This window comes from Burkholderia sp. HI2714, assembly GCF_002223085.1.
Classification (GTDB): domain Bacteria; phylum Pseudomonadota; class Gammaproteobacteria; order Burkholderiales; family Burkholderiaceae; genus Burkholderia; species Burkholderia lata_D.
The window spans coordinates 84,611-103,404 of record NZ_NKFM01000051.1 but is presented as its reverse complement, the minus strand read 5'-3'; the positions used below and the strand labels follow the sequence as shown (position 1 = coordinate 103,404).

The following is an 18,794-nucleotide window of genomic DNA, read 5'->3' as shown; positions in this document are numbered from 1 at the left end:
CACTGCTTAAAGATTAATCACCGCGGCTGTAGAGCTTATTTCCATCCGGAACAAGGATCCCGTTGCGCGCGCACCGATCGTCAATGGCGGTGCCGGTTGAACGGCGCGTCCTTGTCCAGCAGCGCGCTGCGCATGAAGTGCAGGCAGCCGACGATCCGCTGCATCCGGTGCCGCTCGTTGGGCACCGCATACCACGCCTGCAGCGTGTGCTGCGCCGCGCGGATCGCCAGATTCACCGATTTCAGCGTGCGCGCGTGATGGCCGGGCGTCGGATCGTCGAAGAAGCGCGGCAGTTCGCGCAGCACCGCGTCGATCGAGCCGGTCCAGCGCAGCGTTTGCGGCGGCTTCGATGCGCAGAACGCGTTCAGCTCGTCGCGCAGGTCGATCACCGCGTGGCCGACCTCGAGCGTCGACAGCATCCAGCGCATTGCATCGCGATGCTGTCGCGTGCGCCGCACGAGCAGCGTGCGCAGTTGCGCCATCAGGTCGTGCGTGCTCGACTGGAAGCGCTGCGCGAGGCGATCCGTCGATCCTTCGCACGCCAGCGTGACCTGGCGGCGGAGGTCGTGCGCGATGCGGCCCGTGAGCCACGGCATGTGGGTGGGGAACACGACCGCGAACACGAGCGAGCACGCGAGCATCGCGATGACGATCGCCAGGCCGTTGTTGATCAGCACCTCGGGCGTATACGCGATCACGTTGTCGGGCCCCGCGAGCAGGCAAAAGAACACCGCGAAGCCGATCCCGTAACCGGACAAGCCCGGCCGCATCGCGAGAAACGCGCCGAGGCCGAGCACCGGCGCGAGCGCGGCGCACAGCAGCGGGAAGCCGTCGATGTTCGGATACACGTAGCACAGGAACACGTAGCCGACCGCGGTCGCGAACGCCGCGCCGACGCTCATCTGCGCGACGAACTTCGGCGCGCGCGGCGACGTCGAGCTGAGCGCGCACGCGATCGCGGTGGCGATCACGGCGAGCGGGCCGCTCGGCCATTCGGAGGCGAGCCAGAACGCGCTCATCGCGCCGACGGCGACGATCGTGCGCAGGAACGCGAACCCGACGAAGAACGAATTGGTCTTCACCGCGTAGTGCGTGACCGAGCGCTCGAACGCGTGATCGTCCTGGTCGAGCGACGCATAGGTGTCGGCGTAGCCGAGATATTCGCCGATGAAGCGGTAGAGCAGCTCGATCGCGGTATCGAAGTCGAGCAGGCCGCCGGCCGCGTGCGCCTCGATATCTCGCCGCGATGCCCGCGCGGCTTTCGGCAACGCGCTGTGGAAGCGGCGCAGTTCGAGCAATGCGCCGGTGGCCGGCGCGACGCCGCGCTGCCGTTCGTCGCGCAGTGCGGCGAAGCGCTGCGCGAGCGCGTCGACGTGCGGCGCCAGCGCATCGAGCACCGCGTCCGAGCCATTGGCGCGCAATCGCTTGACGAGCTGGTGCAGCGCATGCAGTCGCGTGCACGCGTTCATGAACTCGCTGTTCAGCCGCGCGAGGCGGCGGCTGCGCGCGCGAATGTGCGGATCCTCGAACGATGCGAACGCGCGGTTGGCCTCGAAGCCGACGATGTCGTCGACGAAATCGGCGAAGCGTCGTTCGAAATCGCCGCGTGCGACGTCGCCCGCGAGCGCGCCGGCCGTGAACGCCGCGAACGTCGCGTGGCGGGTGCCCAGCGAACGCATCAGCGCCTTCGCGGAGCTGAGCGGCAGGATCAGCGCGCTGACCGCGCCCGAGCACGCGATGCCGAGCGCGACTTCCGCGGCGCGGGTGAGCGCGGACTGGAACAGCGTCTGCGGGGTCATCACGGACGGCAGCCCGATCAGCGCGGCCGTGTAACCGGCGAGCACGAAGCCGTACCAGCGGAAGTGGCGGTTGCGCACCGCGAGCGCGATGCAGGTGCCGATCCACAGCGTGATGCCGGCCATGTACAGCTCGGGCTGCTGCGCGAACAGCCCGCCGAGCGCGAGCGCGGCGACGAGTCCGGCCGCCGTGCCGAGCACGCGGTAGAAGCTCTTCGCGAACACCATCCCCGACAGCGGCTGCATCAGCACGAACACGGTCGTCATCGCCGTGCGCGGCTGCGACATCTCCAGGCGCATCGCGATGCCCATCGCGAGGAGCGCCGCGAACACGGTTTTCGCGAGGTGCAGCCAGATCAGCCCATCGCTCGCGGCCCAGTCGCGCGCCGCGTCGCCGAGTGGATCGAGCCAGGTCCTCCATCGTGCCGGTTCGATGGAAGGACGCTCGATCGCAGGTTGTGGCTTCATGAAAAGAGGGGGCCGGTACGGGGCCGGGCAGCGTGCGCGGCGCGTCCGAACGGGTCCGTTCGACTGTTGAGGCGCCGATTGTAGGAGTGCGGCGCTCGCGCATTAACGCAGCTGCGGGGAAACGATAGTTGCAGCCGGAGTAACAATCTGTCGCATCCCGTGGAGGAAAATAGCGGCTCCGCTACAGTTGCTCACAGGAATGGATACCCTACAAAACATGCGGGTGTTTTCGCGCGTCGTCGAGACGGGCAGTTTCACCGCCGCCGCGCAATCGCTGAATTCGACGACGGGCGCGATGTCGCGCGCGGTGTCGGAGCTCGAGGCGCGCCTGCGCACCCGTCTGATGAATCGTTCGACGCGCCGTCTCGCGCTCACGTCGGCCGGCGAAAGCTATCTGCGGCGCTGCCGCCAGATCCTCGCCGACGTCGACCGCGCGGAAGAAGAGGCGAGCTGCGCGCACGAACGGCCGGCCGGCGTGCTGCGCATGCACAGCTTCGCGAGCGTCGGTCATCACTATGTGTTGCCCGCGCTGACGCGCTATCACGCGCAGTTCCCGGACGTGTCGATCGAACTGTCGCTGTCGCAGCGCATGCCCGACCTGTTCGACGGCACGAGCGACATGGCCGTCGTGACCGCGTCGTCGCTGCCCGATTCGGAACTCGTGTCGCACCTGCTCGGCTCGACCTTCAGCATCCTGTGCGCGTCGCCCGACTATGTGAAACGCCACGGCGCACCGGTACGCCCGCAGGATCTCTCCGCGCACGCGTGCCTGACGTTGTGCACGCCGGCGTTCCCGACGCACGAATGGGTGCTCGAAGGGCCGGAAGGCGTCGAGCAGATCCACGTCGCGGGGCCGGTGCAGACCAATACGGCCGAATCGCTTGCCCTTGCCATCCGCGACGGCATCGGGATCGGCATGCTGCCGCTTTACTCGGCGATCGACGCGCTGCGCGACGGTACGCTCGTCCGCGTGCTGCCCGCGCATATCCTGCAGAAGATGAACGTGTACGCGCTGTATCCGTCGCGCCGCTTCGTCGATGCGAAGGTGCGGACCTGGGTCGAGATGCTGCGTGCCCAGGTGCCGGGGATGATCGCGCGCGACGTCGAGATGCTGAACGCGATCGATCGCGAACCGCAGGCCGCCTGAGCGGCGGGCGGGCACCGGCGCATTGCCGCGCTGCCGGCGTCTTCTTTTCAAGCCAATCGAGCCAATCAAGCGAACGCAACCGCGCCGCGCCTGCATGACATCGTTCACGCGGGCGCGGCGCTTCGTCATGCCGTTACGGCGCGGGCTTGGCAGCCGCGCCCGATTCCGTCGTGGGTGCGCCGGCGTGGCCGTAGGCGGCCTGCGCTGCCTTCTGTTCCGCGAGACGCTTTTCGTGGAGTCGTTCCTGCGCCGCCATGATGTCGTCCGGATAGTTGTTGACTTCGCCGCGCGCCGGGTTGTAGCCGACCGACTCGAGATCGATCAGCTCCTGCAGCACTTGCGCGCGCGTGACGGGCGACGTGGCCGACTGGGCGAAAGACAGGGCCGGTGCAGCGAGCAGGACGGCAGCGGCGGCGGTAACGACGAGCGATTTCACGAGGTTCTCCTGGGGGCGGGGTGGGCGGCCGGTTCGACGCGCGATGCGTGACCCCGACCTTTGCTGGCAGTCTACGCAGCGCCCGCGCGCGTAAAAACCCCGATTCCAGGCAGGCTGCCTTCCAGATGGCACAACATTGATGGAGGCCGCCCGCGGCCGGCGAACCCGCGTGCGAACGCAGGTTCGTGGCCGTCGGGCGACGCGGCATCGCGCCGGTCAGAAGCGCGTGCGCATGCCGATCGTGCCGACGATCTGGTTCGCCGTGCTCGATGCGCCGCCCGAGCCGTTGATGAACGCCTGGTAGCCGCGGCCCGCTGCGTGCTGATACATCGCTTCCGCATAGACGTCCGTGCGGCGCGACAGCTTGTAGACGGCCTGCAGGTCGACCTGGTGCCACTTCGGATCGGTGCCGTGCTTGCTGTCGGGGTTCGACACGCTGGCGTCCGTGTACACGTAGGCCGCGCCGAGGCTGACGGCCGGCGTCACCGCATAGCGCACGTTCACGTCGTAGTTGTTGAACGCGACCTGGCCGGTCGAGCCGAACGAGCCCGTGTTGTCGTATTGCGAACGCGTATAGACGAAGCCGACGGTGGCCGGGCCGAACCCGTAGCTGATGCCGCCGCCATACGAACGCATGCGGTCCGAGCCGATCGACCAGCCGCCCTGGTTCAGGCTCTTCGCTTCGGCCGCATCGGTCGCGCCGGGGCTCGCGCTCGTCGAGCCCTTCGTGCCGTTCATCTGCAGGTACGCGCCGGCCAGCTTCAACGGGCCGTTCGTGTAGCTCGCCGCGACGCTGTACGCGCGGTTCGCGCCGAAGTTGGTCGCGTTCGAGAACGCATGCATCGCGCCGACCTTGAAGCCCGCATAGGTCTCGCTCGTGTACTTGACCGCGTTGTTGATGCGCAGCGAGTGGTTCAGGTTGTCGTTGTCGAACGGGTGCGCGAAGCTCGCGTCGCCGAAGTCGCCGGCCGTGGCCGACAGCGGCGCGACGAAGTCGACCATCGTGTCGTACTGGCGGCCGAGCGTCAGCGTGCCGAAGCCGCTCTGGCTCAGGCCGACGTACGCGTGGCGGCCGAACAGCTTGCCGTCCTGCCCGAGCCCGCCGTTGTTCACGTTGAAGCCGTTCTCGAGCACGAACAGCGCCTTCAGGCCGCCGCCGAGATCCTCGGTGCCGCGAAACCCGACGCGGCTGCCGTTGACGGTGCCGCTGTTCAGGCGCCACAGCGACGCGCCGTTGGCGTTGTTGGTGTAGACGATGCCGGCGTCGATCAGGCCGTACAGCGTGACCGAACTCTGTGCGTGAGCGAGCGGGGCGAACAGTGCGGCGATGCATGCGCCGGCGATGAGGGTTTTTTTCAAGTCAGGGCTCCTGCGTGTGGGACTGGGAACGAAAGTTCGGCGCAAGTATAGGAACGCATCGCGCGCGCAAGGCCGCCGAGGCCGCGAGCGCACCTTTCCGGATCCGGCAAGAGTCCTTCACAAAACTGACACGATGTGTCGCGCGCGCCTGATGCCGGCGGTTTTTGCGCGATCGCGCGCGGGTGGCATCCGCTCCTCCGTGACCGGCTGTCGCGCCGCTGCAACATGCGCGGGACCCGGCGCGGCGGTTCATCGGCGTGACCGGCGCGCGGAGAACGGGGTGCTTACGCCGACGACGGGCGTCAAACGCGTATCCGGATCGACGCGGATTTGTCGCAGGCGGTGGGCCATCCCGTGCCGTCCGACGCCATGCATTCATGAAATGCATGAGTCGATTCGAAAAAGACGTTTGTCTCATGATGGGCGCCGGCCTACGATGCGGTCCTGGCGGCGGCGTGCGTGTTGCACGCCGTCTTGTCTAACCCATTCGCCGATCCCATGCGCCCCGATCTCCCGTCCGTCCCCGCATCCTCTCCGCCGGCCGCCAGCCCGTTCGCGCGCATGGCCGTCGTCACGATCCTGACCGGTGTCGGCGCGGGCCTCGGCGGCATGCTGCTCGCGCTGCTGCTGCATGCGATCCAGCACGTCGCGTACGGCTACAGCGTCGCGCAAGTGATCGGCACCGAGAGCTTCCTCACCGGCGTGACCGGCGCCGATCCGCTGCGCCGCGTCGCGGTGCTGGTCGTCTGCGGGATCGTCGCCGGCGGCGGCTGGTGGGCGTTGTACCGGTATGGCCGGCCGCTCGTCAGCATCCGCCGCGCGGTGCGTGCAGCCGATCCACGCATGCCAGTCGTCAGCACGACGGTTCACGCGTTGCTGCAGATCGTCACCGTCGCGCTCGGTTCGCCGCTCGGCCGCGAAGTCGCGCCGCGCGAGATTGGTTCGCTGCTGGCCGGGCGGCTTGCGCACGCGGCGGGGCTCACGCCCGACGACTGCCGGCTGATGGTCGCGTGCGGTGCCGGTGCGGGCCTCGCGGCCGTCTACAACGTGCCGCTCGGCGGCGCGATCTTCGTGCTCGAAGTGCTGCTCGGCACGTTCGAACGGCGTGCGCTGGTCGTGGCGGTCGCGACGTCGGCGATCGCCGCGGCCGTTGCGTGGATCGGCCTCGGCAACGAACACCAGTACACGGTGCCGCCGTTCGTGCTGAGCACGCCGCTGGTGGCGTGGTCGATCGTCTGCGGTCCGCTGTTCGGCTTCGCCGCGTACGGCTTCGTGCGGCTCACCACGCGTGCCCGGGCGAACGCGCCGAAAGACGGGCGGTTGCCCGTGCTCGCGCTGGTCAACTTCGCGATGATCGGCGTGCTCGCGATGGGGTTTCCGTCGTTGCTCGGCAATGGCAAGGGCCCGGCGTCGCTGGGCTTCGACGGCACGCTGACGATCGGTCTCGCCGCGGCGCTGCTCGTGATGAAGGTGCTGATCGAGGCCGGCAGCCTGCGGGCGGGGGCGGAAGGCGGCCTGCTGACGCCGGGTCTCGCGAACGGCGCGCTGCTCGGCGTCGTGCTCGGCGGGCTGTGGAGCCTCGTGTGGCCGGGCGCGTCGATCGGCGGGTGCGCACTGATCGGTGCGACCGCGTTTCTCGCCGCATCGATGCAGATGCCGATCACGGCGGTCGTGCTGCTGCTCGAATTCACGCGCGCGGATCACGACAGCCTCGTGCCGATGCTGCTTGCGGTGGCCGGCTCGCTGGTCGCGTACCGGTTCGCGCAGCGGCTGGCCGAGCGGCGGGCGAATGCGGTTGCGACGGTGCGCGAACACGCAGCGGCTACGCACTGACGCGCGTGAGCGGTCAGGAAGCGGGAAACGCACCGGCATCAGGAACCGGCGAGCCACCAGAGAAATTAACGGTTTGCATCCGTTCTGGTGAATACCGTTGCCGCGACGCTCGTGCTGGACGACGCCGCCGTAACGATCGGAAGTGCAAGCCGAACATCGCTGAAACGAACCGCGCGTGATCGATCTATTGCATCCCGACACACTTCTGCAGCGATCGCCGACCTGGCGGACGCGTTGTCCTCCCTGCGTTATTCACGATAGCTTTGCCAGTTCGCTCAAACTCAAACTATCAGAGAGATAATGGCAAATTCGTACAAGTACGGCATTCATGAGGGCCTGCGCCGTGAAGAATTGCTCTTGCTGATCTTCATCGAAGAAACCGGCAAGGCGTTGGGTGTAGATGATGCCGTTGGCATCGCGATGGTGTTGCTGGGGCAGCGTTTCATCCCCACGCGCGGCAAGTTCGCGAACGCAGTCAAGGGCACCTCCATCGCGTCTGTCGTTTCGCGTCGTATGTTGCCGTACGAGCTAAAGCACCGGATATTGCCTACCGTTACGTCATTCACTAGCCTTATCATGTTGCGCATAAAATTCACGCGGAATATCGGCGCGTTCGTCGGACGCGCGATTCCCGGCGTCGGGTGGGTAATGCTGGCAACGGATGTATCGCTGATCACTTATCACACGGTTAAGGCCTACAACGGCATGGTGAAGCCTGAGGATCGTCTGTATGGCTGACACATGGAAGCGTCTTGAAGCATTTATCACGGGCGATGTCGGCGGGATTCCAGTCCGTCGAATCGAACTGAGTCGGGACACGGATCTCTATCACGATCTCGACATGGAGCCGGACGCGATCGACGCGCTTATCAAGCGATGGGGAGGGACGTTCGGTGTCGACCTGTCCGCGTTCGACATTCACTATTACTACCCGTCCGCGAAGCTCGGCATGGGTTCGTTTCTCGCTGCGGTTGTCAAATCGCCGTTTAGCCTTGATGCGCGGGAGAAGTTGGGCGGCAGGTCGCTGACACTCGGAATGCTGAAAGAGGCGATGGAGCGCGGGCGCTGGGAATCGTAACCTTCTGAAGGTCGCAGGCTGCTGGCCTGACACCTGTTCATGCGAACCACGCCGGATCGCCTCGTAAAACGCAGAACGCCCGCCAGATTCATATCCAGGCGGGCGTTTTTGCGTTTGCACTTTCCGCCATCGATTCCGGTCTGCGCCCGCTGTCGGCGGTGCTTCACAGATGGGTGTTCCGAGGCCCGAATTCCGTGACGACCCTGTGACGGATTCGAGAACCTGAAATTGACCGGCGCGACGACCACCGGAGGCATCAAGGCAGACTGCGCGGTTCTGTGCAAGAATCCGCGCGTTTCCGCGCCTCCACCAACAACGACACGCGCGGACGTCCCTATCAGGAAACGAGGAGCTCAAGTTGATACAGCGCATTTCCCAATTCTTCACGCAGGTGGTCCACCGCGTGTTGCCCGACCCGTTGATTTTCGCGATCCTCCTGACGATCGTCACGTTCGCGCTCGCGTTCGGCCTCACGCCGAACACGCCCGTGCAGCTCACGACGATGTGGGGTTCCGGTTTCTGGAACCTGCTCGCGTTCTCGATGCAGATGGTGATGATCCTCGTCACCGGCCACGCACTCGCGAGTTCGCCGCCCGTGAAGCGCATGCTCGTGGCGCTCGCGAGCACCGCGCGCACGCCGGGGCAGGGCGTGATGCTCGTCGCGTTCGTCGGCGCGCTCGCGTGCGCGATCAACTGGGGCTTCGGCCTCGTGCTCGGCGCGATGCTCGCGCGCGAGGTGGCGCGCCGTGTCGCCGGCAGCGATTACCGGCTGCTCGTTGCGTCCGCCTACATGGGCTTCCTGAGCTGGCACGGCGGCTTGTCGGGCTCGGTCCCGCTCGTCGCGGCCACGAAGGGCAATCCGATGGAGAAAACGATCGGGCTGATTCCCGTGTCGGAGACGATCTTCACCGGCTACAACGCGTTCATCACGATCGGCCTGATCGTGATGCTGCCGTTCCTCGCGCGCATGATGATGCCGAAGCCCGGCGACGTGGTCAGCGTCGATCCGGCGCTGCTGGCCGAACCGCCGAGCGTCGAGCGCCAGCTCGGGCCCGACGCGACGTTCGCCGAACGGCTTGAGGAAAGCCGCTTGCTGTCGGTCCTCGTCGCAGCACTGTGCGCGGCGTTCCTCGTGCTGAAGTTCGTGCAGAAGGGCTTCGCGCTCGACATCGACACCGTGAACCTCGCGTTTCTCGCGGCCGGCATCCTGCTGCACCGTACGCCGATGGCCTATGCGCGCGCAGTGGCTGGCGCGGCGCGCGGCGCATCGGGGATCATGATCCAGTTTCCGTTCTACGCGGGCATCCAGGCGCTGATGGATCATTCGGGGCTCGCGGGCGTGATCACGAAGTGGTTCGTCGATATCGCGAACGTGCACACGTTCCCGCTGCTCGCATTCCTGAGCTCGGCCGTGATCAATTTCGCGGTGCCGTCCGGCGGCGGCCACTGGGTCGTGCAGGGCCCGTTCGTGATGCCGGCCGCTCAGGCGCTCGGCGCCGATCTCGGCAAGGCCGCGATGGCGATCGCGTACGGCGAGGCCTGGACCAACATGGCGCAGCCGTTCTGGGCGCTGCCCGCGCTGGCGATCGCCGGGCTCGGCGTGCGCGACATCATGGGGTATTGCGTGACGACGCTGCTATTCTCGGGCGTCGTGTTCGTCGCGGGGATGTATCTGTTCTGACGGGGCGACGCGAGAGACGGGCGGCGTACACGTCCGCCTCTCGCGATCCCGAATCCGGCCTGCCGTCAGCCGCGCGACCGCGCGTCCGGCCGCTCGTGTCCGTGCCGCAACGCGAGGCTGGCGAACGCCGCGATGACGAGCGCGGCCGCCAGCAGCGTCAACCCGTTCTTCGCATTGCCGGTTGCCTGTTCGATCGCACCGACGACGGTCGGTCCGACGAAGCCGCCGAGCAACCCGCACGTATTCACCAGTCCGAGTCCGCCGGCCAGTGCGTTACCGGCGAGCCGCGACGCGGGAAACGTGAAGACGATCGACTGAACGACGAAGAACATCGACGCGGCCACGCACACGCACAGGAGCCCCGCGGCAGGCGACGCATGCGCGGCGCCGACCATCCCGGCCGCCATCACGACCAGCCCCGCACACAGCATCCGGCGCGAATGCCGCGACTCGCGCGCAAAGCGCGGCAGCGTGGCGGCGCCGCACGCGGCAGCGAGCCAGGGCAGCGCGGTCAACAACCCGACCGCGAACGGCGAGAAGCGTCCCGATGCGCCGATGATGCCCGGCAGGAAGAAGATCACCGTGTAGATGGTCAACTGGTGGCAGAAGTACACGAAGATCGCGAGCCAGATCTGTGGGTCGCGCAGTGCGGCGCCGAACGCGTGGCCGCCGTGCGCGGCGACGCCTGCGTCCTGTTCGGCGGCCAGCGTGCGCTCGAGCGCGCGGCTGGTTTCCGGGGCGAGCCACGGCGCGGCGCTCGGACGGTCCGGCAGCCGTCTCCACACGACGAATGCGAGCAGGATCGCCGGAATGCCTTCGACGACGAACAGCCATTGCCAGCCGTGGAAGCCGAGCGTGCCGTCGAGTTCGATCAGCGCACCGGCCAGCGGCCCGCCGACGATATTCGCAATGCACACGCCCAGCAGGAAATAGCCGGTTGCGCGCGCACGCTCCTCGCGGCCGAACCAGTACGTCAGGTACAGCATCACGCCGGGAAACAGGCCGGCTTCGGCGGCCCCGAGCAGCAGGCGCATCACGTAGAACGACGTCTCGCCGCTGACGAATGCCATGGCGACCGACAGTGCACCCCACGTGATCATGATCCGCGTGATCCAGAAGCGCGCGCCGACGCGATGCATGATCAGGTTGCTCGGAATTTCGAAGAGCGCATAGGTCAGGAAGAACAGCCCCGCGCCGAGTCCGTACGCGGCCGATGAAATGCCGAGATCGACCCCCATCGAATGTTTGGCGAACGCGATGTTGGTGCGGTCGAGGAAGCTGATCACATATGCGGCGATCAGCAGCGGCAGGAGTTTGCGGAACAGCAGCCGGTTCAGCGACGCGCTCGCGTCGCCGGCGGCGGAAGACAGGGCCTGGGCGTGATGAGTGGACATGCGGACGACTCCGGTAAGGGCGAACCGGCGCGCACGGCAAGCACGGTGCGCCGCGTTCGGCAGATGCCGCTGCGATGCATGCAGCGGATGGGCAGACGACGGAGCCGCGCCGGCAGCGCTCGAACGGAGCGGGGCGATGATGGGCGTCCTGGCGCCGGCCGGCTCGGGCCGGCGCCTTGTCACTGCGCTTGCGGATTCTGGTGTTGGGGGGCTACCCGGCGATCAGAAATTCACCGCGTCGCCGCCCTTGAGTGCGAGCATCGTGCGCGCCTCGGCCGGTGTCGCGATCTCGAGCGACAGGCCTTCAAGCACCTGTCGCATTTTCAGGACCTGCGCAGCGCTCGATTCCGCGAGCTTGCCGGGCGCGATCCACAGCGAATCCTCGAGCCCGACGCGCACGTTCGCGCCTTGCGCGGCGCCGATCGTCGCGAGCGGAATCTGGTTGCGCCCGGCGCCGAGGATCGACCACACGTAATCGCTGCCGAACAGGCGGTCGGCGGTGCGGCGCATGTGCATCAGGTCCTCCGGATGCGCGCCGATCCCGCCGAGCAGGCCGAACACGCTTTGCACGAAGAACGGCGGCTTCGCGAGCCCGCGGTCGACGAAGTGCGCGAGGTTGTACAGATGCGAGATGTCGTAGCACTCGAATTCGAACCGCGTGCCGTTCGCGCCGCAGCGCGTGAGGATCGTTTCGATATCGGCGAACGTGTTCTTGAACACGAGGTCGCGGCTCTTCTCGAGATGTTCGCGTTCCCACGGATGCTTCAGCTCGCGAAAGCGCTCGAGCATCGGGTACAGCCCGAAGTTCATCGAGCCCATGTTCAGCGATGCGACTTCGGGCTGGAAGTGCAGTGCGGGCTGGAGTCGTTCGTCGACCGTCATGTGCGGGCTGCCGCCCGACGTGAGGTTGATCACCGCGTCGGTTTGCGCCTTGATGCGCGGCAGGAATTCGGCGAACACGGCCGGATCCTGGGTCGGCTTGCCGTCGGACGGATTGCGTGCGTGGAGGTGCAGGATCGCTGCGCCGGCCTCGGCGGCCGCGACGGCGGCCGTTTCGATCTCGTGCGGTGTGACGGGCAGGTACGGCGACATCGACGGCGTATGGATCGCGCCGGTCGGCGCACAGGTGATGATGACTTTGCGAGCGTTTGCCACGGATGGATTCCTTTCGGTGAACGATGCACGGTGCGTCAGAGCACTTCGACGTTGCCGCAGACGGAGATCGCTTGGCCCGTGATGCCGTGCCCGCCCGGCGAGCACAGGAACAGCGCGGTTGCGGCGATCTCGGCCGGGTCGGTCATGCGCCGCAGCGAGATCTTCTCGAGATAGCGCGTCTCCATTTCGTCGTAACCGATGCCGAGCTGCTGCGCGCGTGCCTGGATCACGCGGCGCATCCGCGGGCCGCGCACGATGCCGGGTTGAATGGCGTTCACGCGAATGCCGAGCGGGCCGAGTTCGATCGCGAGGCTCTTCACGAGCCCGACCACCGCCCATTTGGTGGCCGCATACGGCGTGCGGAACGCATAGCCGAGCCGGCCGGCGACCGACGACAGTGCAATGATCGCGCCGCCGTGTTTCGACTCGCGCAGCAGCGGCACCGCGCGGCGCGCGAACTGGAATTGCGCGGTCAGGTTGATCGCGACGGTTTGTTCCCATTGCACGGGGTCGATTTCGTCGATGCCGCCGGTCGGACCGGCGATGCCGGCATTGTTGACGAGCACGTCGAGGCCGCCGAGCGTGGCCGATAGGTCGGCGAACACGCGTTCGACGGCGGCGGGATCGGATACGTCGGCCAGCGTCGCACTGATCGCGCCGGCTCCGGCGCGCGGCGGCCGGTCGGCGAGCGCTGCAATCGCGGCTTGCGACGCGTCGCATACATGCACGTGTGCGCCGCATTCGGCGAATGCGTCCGCGATTTCAAGACCGATGCCCGATGCGCCGCCCGTCACGAGGACGCGCAGGCCGTCATAAGGTTTCAGCAGGTCGGAAGCTGTCATGCCGGGTTGTCTCCATCGTTGATGTAGTCGGATCGCGGACGCTCGCGACCGGGCGCCCACGGCAGGCGGCCGCTACGGCTTCGCGTTCACGGTCCGCGGGGTCTGTTCCGCCCGAAGCGTCTCGGCGAGATCGTGTGCCGCGCCGCCGATGTCCAGCGCGATGCCTGCGCGTACGCCTGCGCCGTCGCGCCGTTCGAGCGCATCGACGATGGCGCGGTGCGCATCCATCGAGCGCCGCATGTGCGGGATGTCGAGCGCGACCATGTTGAGGAAGGGGCCGACGCGCATCCACAGGTTCTCGACGATCGCGAGCGTGCTTTCGCTCGCGCCGTGCGCGTAGATCGCGCTGTGGAACGCGAAATTGCTTTGCAGGTAAGCGCGCGAGCGGCCTGCCTCGACGTGCGCCTGCATCGTCTCGCAGGTCTTGCGCACGGCCGCGATCTGCGCGCCGCTCATTCGTCCGCACGCGCGTTCGGCGATGCAGCCTTCGAGTGCGATACGCACGTCGCGCAACTCGTCGAGCATGTCGAGCGTCATCGGCGGCACGACGAGCGCGCGATTCGGGCCGTCGACCAGCGCGCGCTCGGCGTGCAGTCGGGTGAGTGCGGCGCGCACGGGCATCGTCGACGAGCCGACCGCCTCGGCGACGCTGCGCAGGCTCAATGCCTGGCCGGGCGCGAAACGGCCGCTCATCAGCGCTTCGCGCAGTTGCTGGTAGACCTTGTCGGCCATCGTTTCCTGTTCAACGGCTTTCAGTGCGGGCGTGACGATACGAGGCGCCAAGACGGGGGTTCTCCGAGGTTTTATCTGTGATGTGTGATCACACTTGAATGTGCAAAGTGTTGACGATCGAAGGCATCGAGTCAAGTCGAACGGGATCGGGGAAAACGCGGAGGAGGGTGGTTGAAGCGGCTGTCAGGCCGGCACCGCGACCGGCCCGGCTACCGCGAACGAGCCGGCGCCCGGCGCGGGCACGGATATTGGCAGCGGCACCCGCGCGTCGTGCAATCGGACCTGCTGTGACGGGGCGCACGCGGCGTCTGCCATGTGGCGCGTGCTACTCGAGCGTCCGGATCGAATTGCTGATCCCGCGGGCGCAGTCGATCACCGCCGGCGCGAGCCTGCGGCACGCGTCGTCGAACGTCCAGCGGCTCGTCGGTGCCACCACGTGCACGGCGGCCACCGGCTGCCCCTGGCTACCGAGCACGGGCGCGGCAATCGACATGTCGCCGATGAACAGCTCCTCCTGGTTGGTGGCATAGCCTTCGCGCCGCGCGCTGTCGAGCAGCGCGACGAGTTCGTCGAGCGCCGTGACCGTGCGCGGCGTATGCGGCGTGCGCGCCATGCCGTCGAGCCGCGCGCGTGCGTCGCCGGGCGGCAACGCGCTCAGGAACGCGCGGCCGCTGCCGGTGCAATACATCGGGATGCGGCTGCCGATCGGCATGTGGATCGGCACGAACTTCGTCGACACGAAACGCGCGACGTACACCATTTCGTCCTCGTCCGGCTCGGTGAGGTTGGTGGTTTCGCCGGTCAGGTTCGTGAGCTCGGACAGGAACGGATTCGCGACGTCGATCAACGTGTCGGCGGCGAGATAGTTGAAGCCGATCCGCATCACGTGCGGCGTGAGCTGGTAACGCCGCGTGACCGGATGCTTGCGGATGTAACCGAGCTTTTCGAGCGTGTAGACCATCCGCTGCGCGGAGCTTTTCGTCATTCCGGCCGCGTCGGCCACTTCCGCCAGCGTCATCGTGCGCCGCTTCGCGCTGAACGCGCGCAACACGTTCAGCCCTTTCTCCAGCGACTGGTTGAACAGCAGGTCGGTTGACTGATCGGGCGACGTTTCCATGGGCAAGGGACCGAATCGATTCGATATCGCATCATATCGTATCGCATATCGATACGTAAAAATCTTTTTACGATATTTTTGATTCGTTTTAAGATCGACTCATCGTCGCAGTGTCGATCCGCGACCGGCCGGCGCACCGAAGTATTCGAGAAGGAGGCACCATGGTTTCGTTCATCAAGCGGTTCGGCGCACTGGCCGCCGGTTTCGCCACCAGCATCGCGCTCGCCACGGCATCGGCCGGCGCCGTCGCGGCCGAGCCCACGCTGAAGGTTGGCGCGACGGCCACCGGCGTGCCGTTCACGTTTCTCGACGTCAAGAGCAATTCGATCCAGGGGATGATGGTCGATGCGATCACCGCGGCCGGGAAGTCGGCCGGGTTTCGCGTCGACGTGCAGCAGACCGTGTTCTCGGCGCTGATCCCGTCGCTCACCACGCAGAAGATCGACATCATCTCGGCCGCGATGCTGAAAACGCCGGCGCGCCAGCAGGTCGTCGACTTCTCCGATACGGTCTATACGTTCGGAGAAGGCCTGATCGTGAAGGCGGACGACCCGGGCCGCTATACGTCGATGGACGACTTCAAGGGGCAGGTGGTCGGCGCGCAGGTCGGTACGGCGTTCGTCGACGCGCTCAACAAGAAGGGCATCTTCAAGGAAGTCCGGACCTACGATTCGATCGCCGACATCATGCGCGATGTCGCGCTCGGCCGCATCAAGGCCGGCTTCGCCGATCAGCCGATCGTCGCGTATCAGATCGAACACGGCGTCAACCGCCAGGTCCGGCTCGTGCCCGAATACCAGAGCGTCGTGAAGGGGCAGGTCTGCTTCATCGTACGCAAGGGCGACACGGCGACGCTCGAGCAACTCAACGGCGCGATCCGGAAAATGAAGGGCGACGGCACGCTGCAGCAGATCCTGCAGAAGTGGCACATGAGCTGAGCGCGCGCCCGGGATTCCCGAGCGGTATCGCCCGCGCATCGCGGGCACCCACTGCGACGGGCCGCCGGGCCATCGCATAGGAGACCTCATGTTTTTTCAGAACGCGATCGATTTCCTGCCGATCCTGCTGAAGGGGGCGGTGGTCACGATCGAGATCACGGCATGCGCGTTCGTGCTCAGCTCGGTGCTCGGGCTGATCCTCGCGTTGCTGAAGGTGTCGCCCAACCGTGCCGTCTCGACGGTTGGGAGCACGGTCGTCAACGTGATTCGCGGCCTGCCGATCATCGTGCAGCTGTTCTACATGTACTTCGTGTTGCCCGATCTCGGCATCCAGCTGTCGGCATTCCAGGCCGGCGTGCTCGGTCTCGGCATCGCGTATTCGGCATACCAGGCGGAAAACTTCCGTGCCGGCATCGAGGCGATCGACCGTGGCCAGATCGAAGCCGCGCACGCGATCGGCATGCGCGGGCCGATGATCATGCGGCGCGTGGTGCTGCCGCAGGCGTTCCGCATCGCGCTGCCGCCTTACGGCAACACGCTGGTGATGCTGCTGAAGGATTCATCGGTCGCGTCGACGATCACGGTCGCGGAGATCACGCGCGCCGGCCAGCTGATCGCGTCGTCGACGTTCCAGAACATGAGCGTCTATACGCTCGTCGCGTTGCTGTACCTCGCGCTCGGCCTGCCGTTGATGTTCGGCGTGAACCGGCTCGGCAAGCGACTCTCGCTGAGGAGAAGCGCATGATCCGGATCGATGCGATACACAAGCGCTTTCAGCAACACGCCGTGCTGAAGGGCGTCAGCCTCGACGTGCAGCAAGGTGAGGTCGTGTGCCTGATCGGCCCGTCCGGCTCGGGCAAATCGACCGTGCTGCGCTGTATCAACGGCTTCGAGACTTACGACGAAGGGGCGATCACGATCGACGGCGTGAAGGTCGATGCGCATTCGAAACGGATCCACGAGCTGCGGATGCAGGTCGGCATGGTGTTCCAGCGCTTCAACCTGTTCTCGCATCGCACGGCGCTCGAGAACGTGATGGAAGGGCCGGTCCACGTGCGGCGCACGCCGGCCGCGCAAGCGCGCGAGCGGGCCCGCGCGCTGCTCGACAAGGTCGGGCTCGCGCACCGGATGAATGCGTACCCGTCCGAGCTGTCGGGCGGGCAGCAGCAGCGCGTCGCGATCGCACGCGCGCTCGCGATGGAGCCGCAGGCGATCCTGTTCGACGAACCGACGTCGGCGCTCGACCCCGAACTCGTCGGCGAAGTGCTCGGCGTGATGCGCGGGCTCGCGCGCGACGGCATGACCATGGTCGTCGTCACGCACGAAATGGCATTCGCGCGCGAGGTGGCCGATCGCGTGTGTTTCCTGCACGACGGCACCATCTGCGAAAGCGGATCCGCACGCGACGTGCTCACGCAGCCGAAACATCCCCGCACGCAGGAATTCCTGCGTCGACTGCTGGCGTCGGACGACGCCGCCAACCCGGATCGAACATGAGTGCAAGGAAGGCGGCACCCGGATGGCCCGACTCCCAGTGGCCAGATTCGCTGTGGGCGGCGACCGCCGCACCGGCACCCGATACACCCGCGCTCGACGCATCCGTGTCGTGCGACGTGGCGATCGTCGGTGCCGGTTTTACCGGCCTGTCGACCGCGCTTCACCTGGCCGAACGCGGCGTGAACGTGCACGTGATCGACGGCGCGCAGCCGGGCTGGGGCGCGTCCGGCCGCAACGGCGGGCAAGTGATCCCCGGCCTGAAATACGACCCCGACGAATTGATCCGCCGGTTCGGCGACGAAGCCGGCGAGCAGCTTGCCGCCGTAGTCGGCGGTGCGGCCGATACGGTATTCGACCTGATCGCGCGGCACGCGATCGACTGCGATGCGCGACGCCACGGCTGGATCCAGCCGGCGCCGACTGCCGCGATGCTCGACACGGTCGCCCGGCGTGCGCAGCAGTGGGCCGCGCGCGGCGCACCGGTCGAACTGCTCGGTCGCGACGAGGTCGCGCGCCGGCTCGGCACGCATGCGTACGCGGGCGGCTGGATCGATCGCCGCGCGGGCAGCGTGCAGCCGCTCAGCTATACGCGCGGCCTCGTGCGCGCGGCGCAGGCGAGCGGGGCGGTCGTGCACGGGCTGACGCGCGCCGTCGGGCTGACGCGTGCCGACGGCCGCTGGCAGGTCGCGACGGCCGGCGGCGCAACGGTATCGGCGGACCGCGTCGTGATCGCGACCAACGGGTACACGGACGGGCTGTGGCCCGGCTTGCGCCAGTCGGTGATCGCGGCGAACAGCTTCATCGTCGCGACGCAACCGCTCGCGCCGGAACTCGGTCGTGACATCCTCGCCGGCGGCGAGGTCGCATCGGATGCACGGCGCCTGCTGCTGTACTTCCGGCGAGATGCTGCGGGACGCCTGCTGATGGGCGGCCGCGGCCCGTTCGCGGAACCGCGTGCGACGAGCGACTGGCGCCATCTCGAGCGTGCGACGACGCTGCTGTATCCGCAACTGAAGGGTGTCCGGTTCGAGTACCGCTGGGCCGGGCGCGTCGCGATCACCGCGGATTTCATGCCGCACGTGCACGAGCCCGCGCCGGGCGTGACGATCGCGCTCGGCTACAACGGGCGCGGCATCGCGATGGCGACGACGCTCGGCAAGCATCTGGCCGCGCACCTGTCGGGCGATGCGCAACTGCCGCTGCCGTTCCGGCGCACGCCGATCCGGCCCATTCCGTTTCACGGGCTGCAGCGCTTCTATATCGCGGCCGGCGTGGCCTGGTATCGGCTGCTCGACAGCCTGTCGTGACGCAGGCGAGACGT

Annotated in this window: 17 protein-coding genes; 9 read left to right on the top strand and 8 right to left on the bottom strand. The window is 67.0% G+C overall.

What is annotated here, in order from left to right:
- Positions 1 to 80 precede the first annotated feature (80 nt).
- The gene (locus CFB82_RS26025; RefSeq protein WP_089485857.1) at positions 81 to 2,264 is read right to left on the bottom strand and encodes an FUSC family protein; all 2,184 of its coding nucleotides are present in this window, start codon (positions 2,262 to 2,264) and stop codon (positions 81 to 83) included.
- Between the two features lie 199 nt (positions 2,265 to 2,463).
- Here CFB82_RS26025 and CFB82_RS26020 point away from each other — a divergent pair, with 199 nt between their 5' ends.
- Positions 2,464 to 3,411: a LysR family transcriptional regulator gene (locus CFB82_RS26020; protein ID WP_069251510.1), complete on the top strand. Its 948-nt coding sequence runs from the start codon at positions 2,464 to 2,466 to the stop codon at positions 3,409 to 3,411.
- 133 nt (positions 3,412 to 3,544) lie between these two features.
- Here CFB82_RS26020 and CFB82_RS26015 read toward each other — a convergent pair whose 3' ends face one another.
- Both CFB82_RS26015 and CFB82_RS26010 read right to left on the bottom strand, forming a co-directional pair.
- Complete coding sequence (locus tag CFB82_RS26015; RefSeq protein WP_089485856.1) at positions 3,545 to 3,847, bottom strand: DUF4148 domain-containing protein; 303 nt, start codon at positions 3,845 to 3,847, stop codon at positions 3,545 to 3,547.
- A gap of 216 nt (positions 3,848 to 4,063) precedes the next feature.
- Complete coding sequence (locus tag CFB82_RS26010) at positions 4,064 to 5,206, bottom strand: porin (protein ID WP_089485855.1); 1,143 nt, start codon at positions 5,204 to 5,206, stop codon at positions 4,064 to 4,066.
- A 498-nt stretch (positions 5,207 to 5,704) separates the two neighbouring features.
- On the opposite strand from CFB82_RS26010, the gene CFB82_RS26000 reads away from it, so the two are divergent.
- The 4 genes from CFB82_RS26000 (at position 5,705) to CFB82_RS25985 (ending at position 9,798) form a co-directional block, all read left to right on the top strand.
- A complete protein-coding gene (locus tag CFB82_RS26000; protein WP_089485854.1) occupies positions 5,705 to 7,039 on the top strand; it encodes a chloride channel protein in 1,335 nt (444 codons plus the stop codon).
- 300 nt (positions 7,040 to 7,339) lie between these two features.
- Positions 7,340 to 7,777: an STM2901 family protein gene (locus CFB82_RS25995; protein ID WP_089485853.1), complete on the top strand. Its 438-nt coding sequence runs from the start codon at positions 7,340 to 7,342 to the stop codon at positions 7,775 to 7,777.
- Positions 7,770 to 8,117, top strand: coding sequence for a DUF1493 family protein (locus CFB82_RS25990; RefSeq protein ID WP_089485852.1), 348 nt, complete (start codon positions 7,770 to 7,772; stop codon positions 8,115 to 8,117). The genes CFB82_RS25995 and CFB82_RS25990 overlap by 8 nt, the downstream gene beginning before the upstream one ends.
- A gap of 358 nt (positions 8,118 to 8,475) precedes the next feature.
- Positions 8,476 to 9,798, top strand: a complete 1,323-nt coding sequence (locus CFB82_RS25985; RefSeq protein WP_046547743.1) for a TIGR00366 family protein — start codon at positions 8,476 to 8,478, stop codon at positions 9,796 to 9,798.
- Between the two features lie 65 nt (positions 9,799 to 9,863).
- Here CFB82_RS25985 and CFB82_RS25980 read toward each other — a convergent pair whose 3' ends face one another.
- The 5 genes from CFB82_RS25980 to CFB82_RS25960 form a co-directional block, all read right to left on the bottom strand.
- Positions 9,864 to 11,192 carry an MFS transporter gene (locus CFB82_RS25980; protein WP_089485851.1) on the bottom strand — a complete coding sequence of 443 codons (1,329 nt, stop codon included), beginning with the start codon at positions 11,190 to 11,192 and terminating at the stop codon, positions 9,864 to 9,866.
- Positions 11,193 to 11,414: 222 nt separating this feature from the next.
- Positions 11,415 to 12,347 (bottom strand): 3-keto-5-aminohexanoate cleavage protein, encoded by a 933-nt coding sequence (locus CFB82_RS25975; protein ID WP_089447595.1) that lies wholly within the window; start codon positions 12,345 to 12,347, stop codon positions 11,415 to 11,417.
- 35 nt (positions 12,348 to 12,382) lie between these two features.
- A complete protein-coding gene (locus CFB82_RS25970) occupies positions 12,383 to 13,189 on the bottom strand; it encodes an SDR family oxidoreductase (protein WP_089485850.1) in 807 nt (268 codons plus the stop codon).
- A 72-nt stretch (positions 13,190 to 13,261) separates the two neighbouring features.
- Positions 13,262 to 13,972, bottom strand: coding sequence for a GntR family transcriptional regulator (locus CFB82_RS25965; protein WP_089485849.1), 711 nt, complete (start codon positions 13,970 to 13,972; stop codon positions 13,262 to 13,264).
- A gap of 274 nt (positions 13,973 to 14,246) precedes the next feature.
- The gene (locus CFB82_RS25960; protein ID WP_089485848.1) at positions 14,247 to 15,038 is read right to left on the bottom strand and encodes an IclR family transcriptional regulator; all 792 of its coding nucleotides are present in this window, start codon (positions 15,036 to 15,038) and stop codon (positions 14,247 to 14,249) included.
- Positions 15,039 to 15,199: 161 nt separating this feature from the next.
- On the opposite strand from CFB82_RS25960, the gene CFB82_RS25955 reads away from it, so the two are divergent.
- The 4 genes from CFB82_RS25955 (at position 15,200) to CFB82_RS25940 (ending at position 18,780) form a co-directional block, all read left to right on the top strand.
- Positions 15,200 to 15,976, top strand: coding sequence for an ABC transporter substrate-binding protein (locus tag CFB82_RS25955; RefSeq protein ID WP_069251519.1), 777 nt, complete (start codon positions 15,200 to 15,202; stop codon positions 15,974 to 15,976).
- An 88-nt stretch (positions 15,977 to 16,064) separates the two neighbouring features.
- Positions 16,065 to 16,721, top strand: a complete 657-nt coding sequence (locus tag CFB82_RS25950) for an amino acid ABC transporter permease (protein WP_046547751.1) — start codon at positions 16,065 to 16,067, stop codon at positions 16,719 to 16,721.
- Complete coding sequence (locus CFB82_RS25945; RefSeq protein ID WP_089485847.1) at positions 16,718 to 17,473, top strand: amino acid ABC transporter ATP-binding protein; 756 nt, start codon at positions 16,718 to 16,720, stop codon at positions 17,471 to 17,473. The genes CFB82_RS25950 and CFB82_RS25945 overlap by 4 nt, the downstream gene beginning before the upstream one ends.
- Positions 17,470 to 18,780, top strand: a complete 1,311-nt coding sequence (locus CFB82_RS25940; protein ID WP_089485846.1) for an NAD(P)/FAD-dependent oxidoreductase — start codon at positions 17,470 to 17,472, stop codon at positions 18,778 to 18,780. Before CFB82_RS25945 ends, CFB82_RS25940 begins: the two co-directional genes overlap by 4 nt.
- Positions 18,781 to 18,794: the final 14 nt, after the last annotated feature.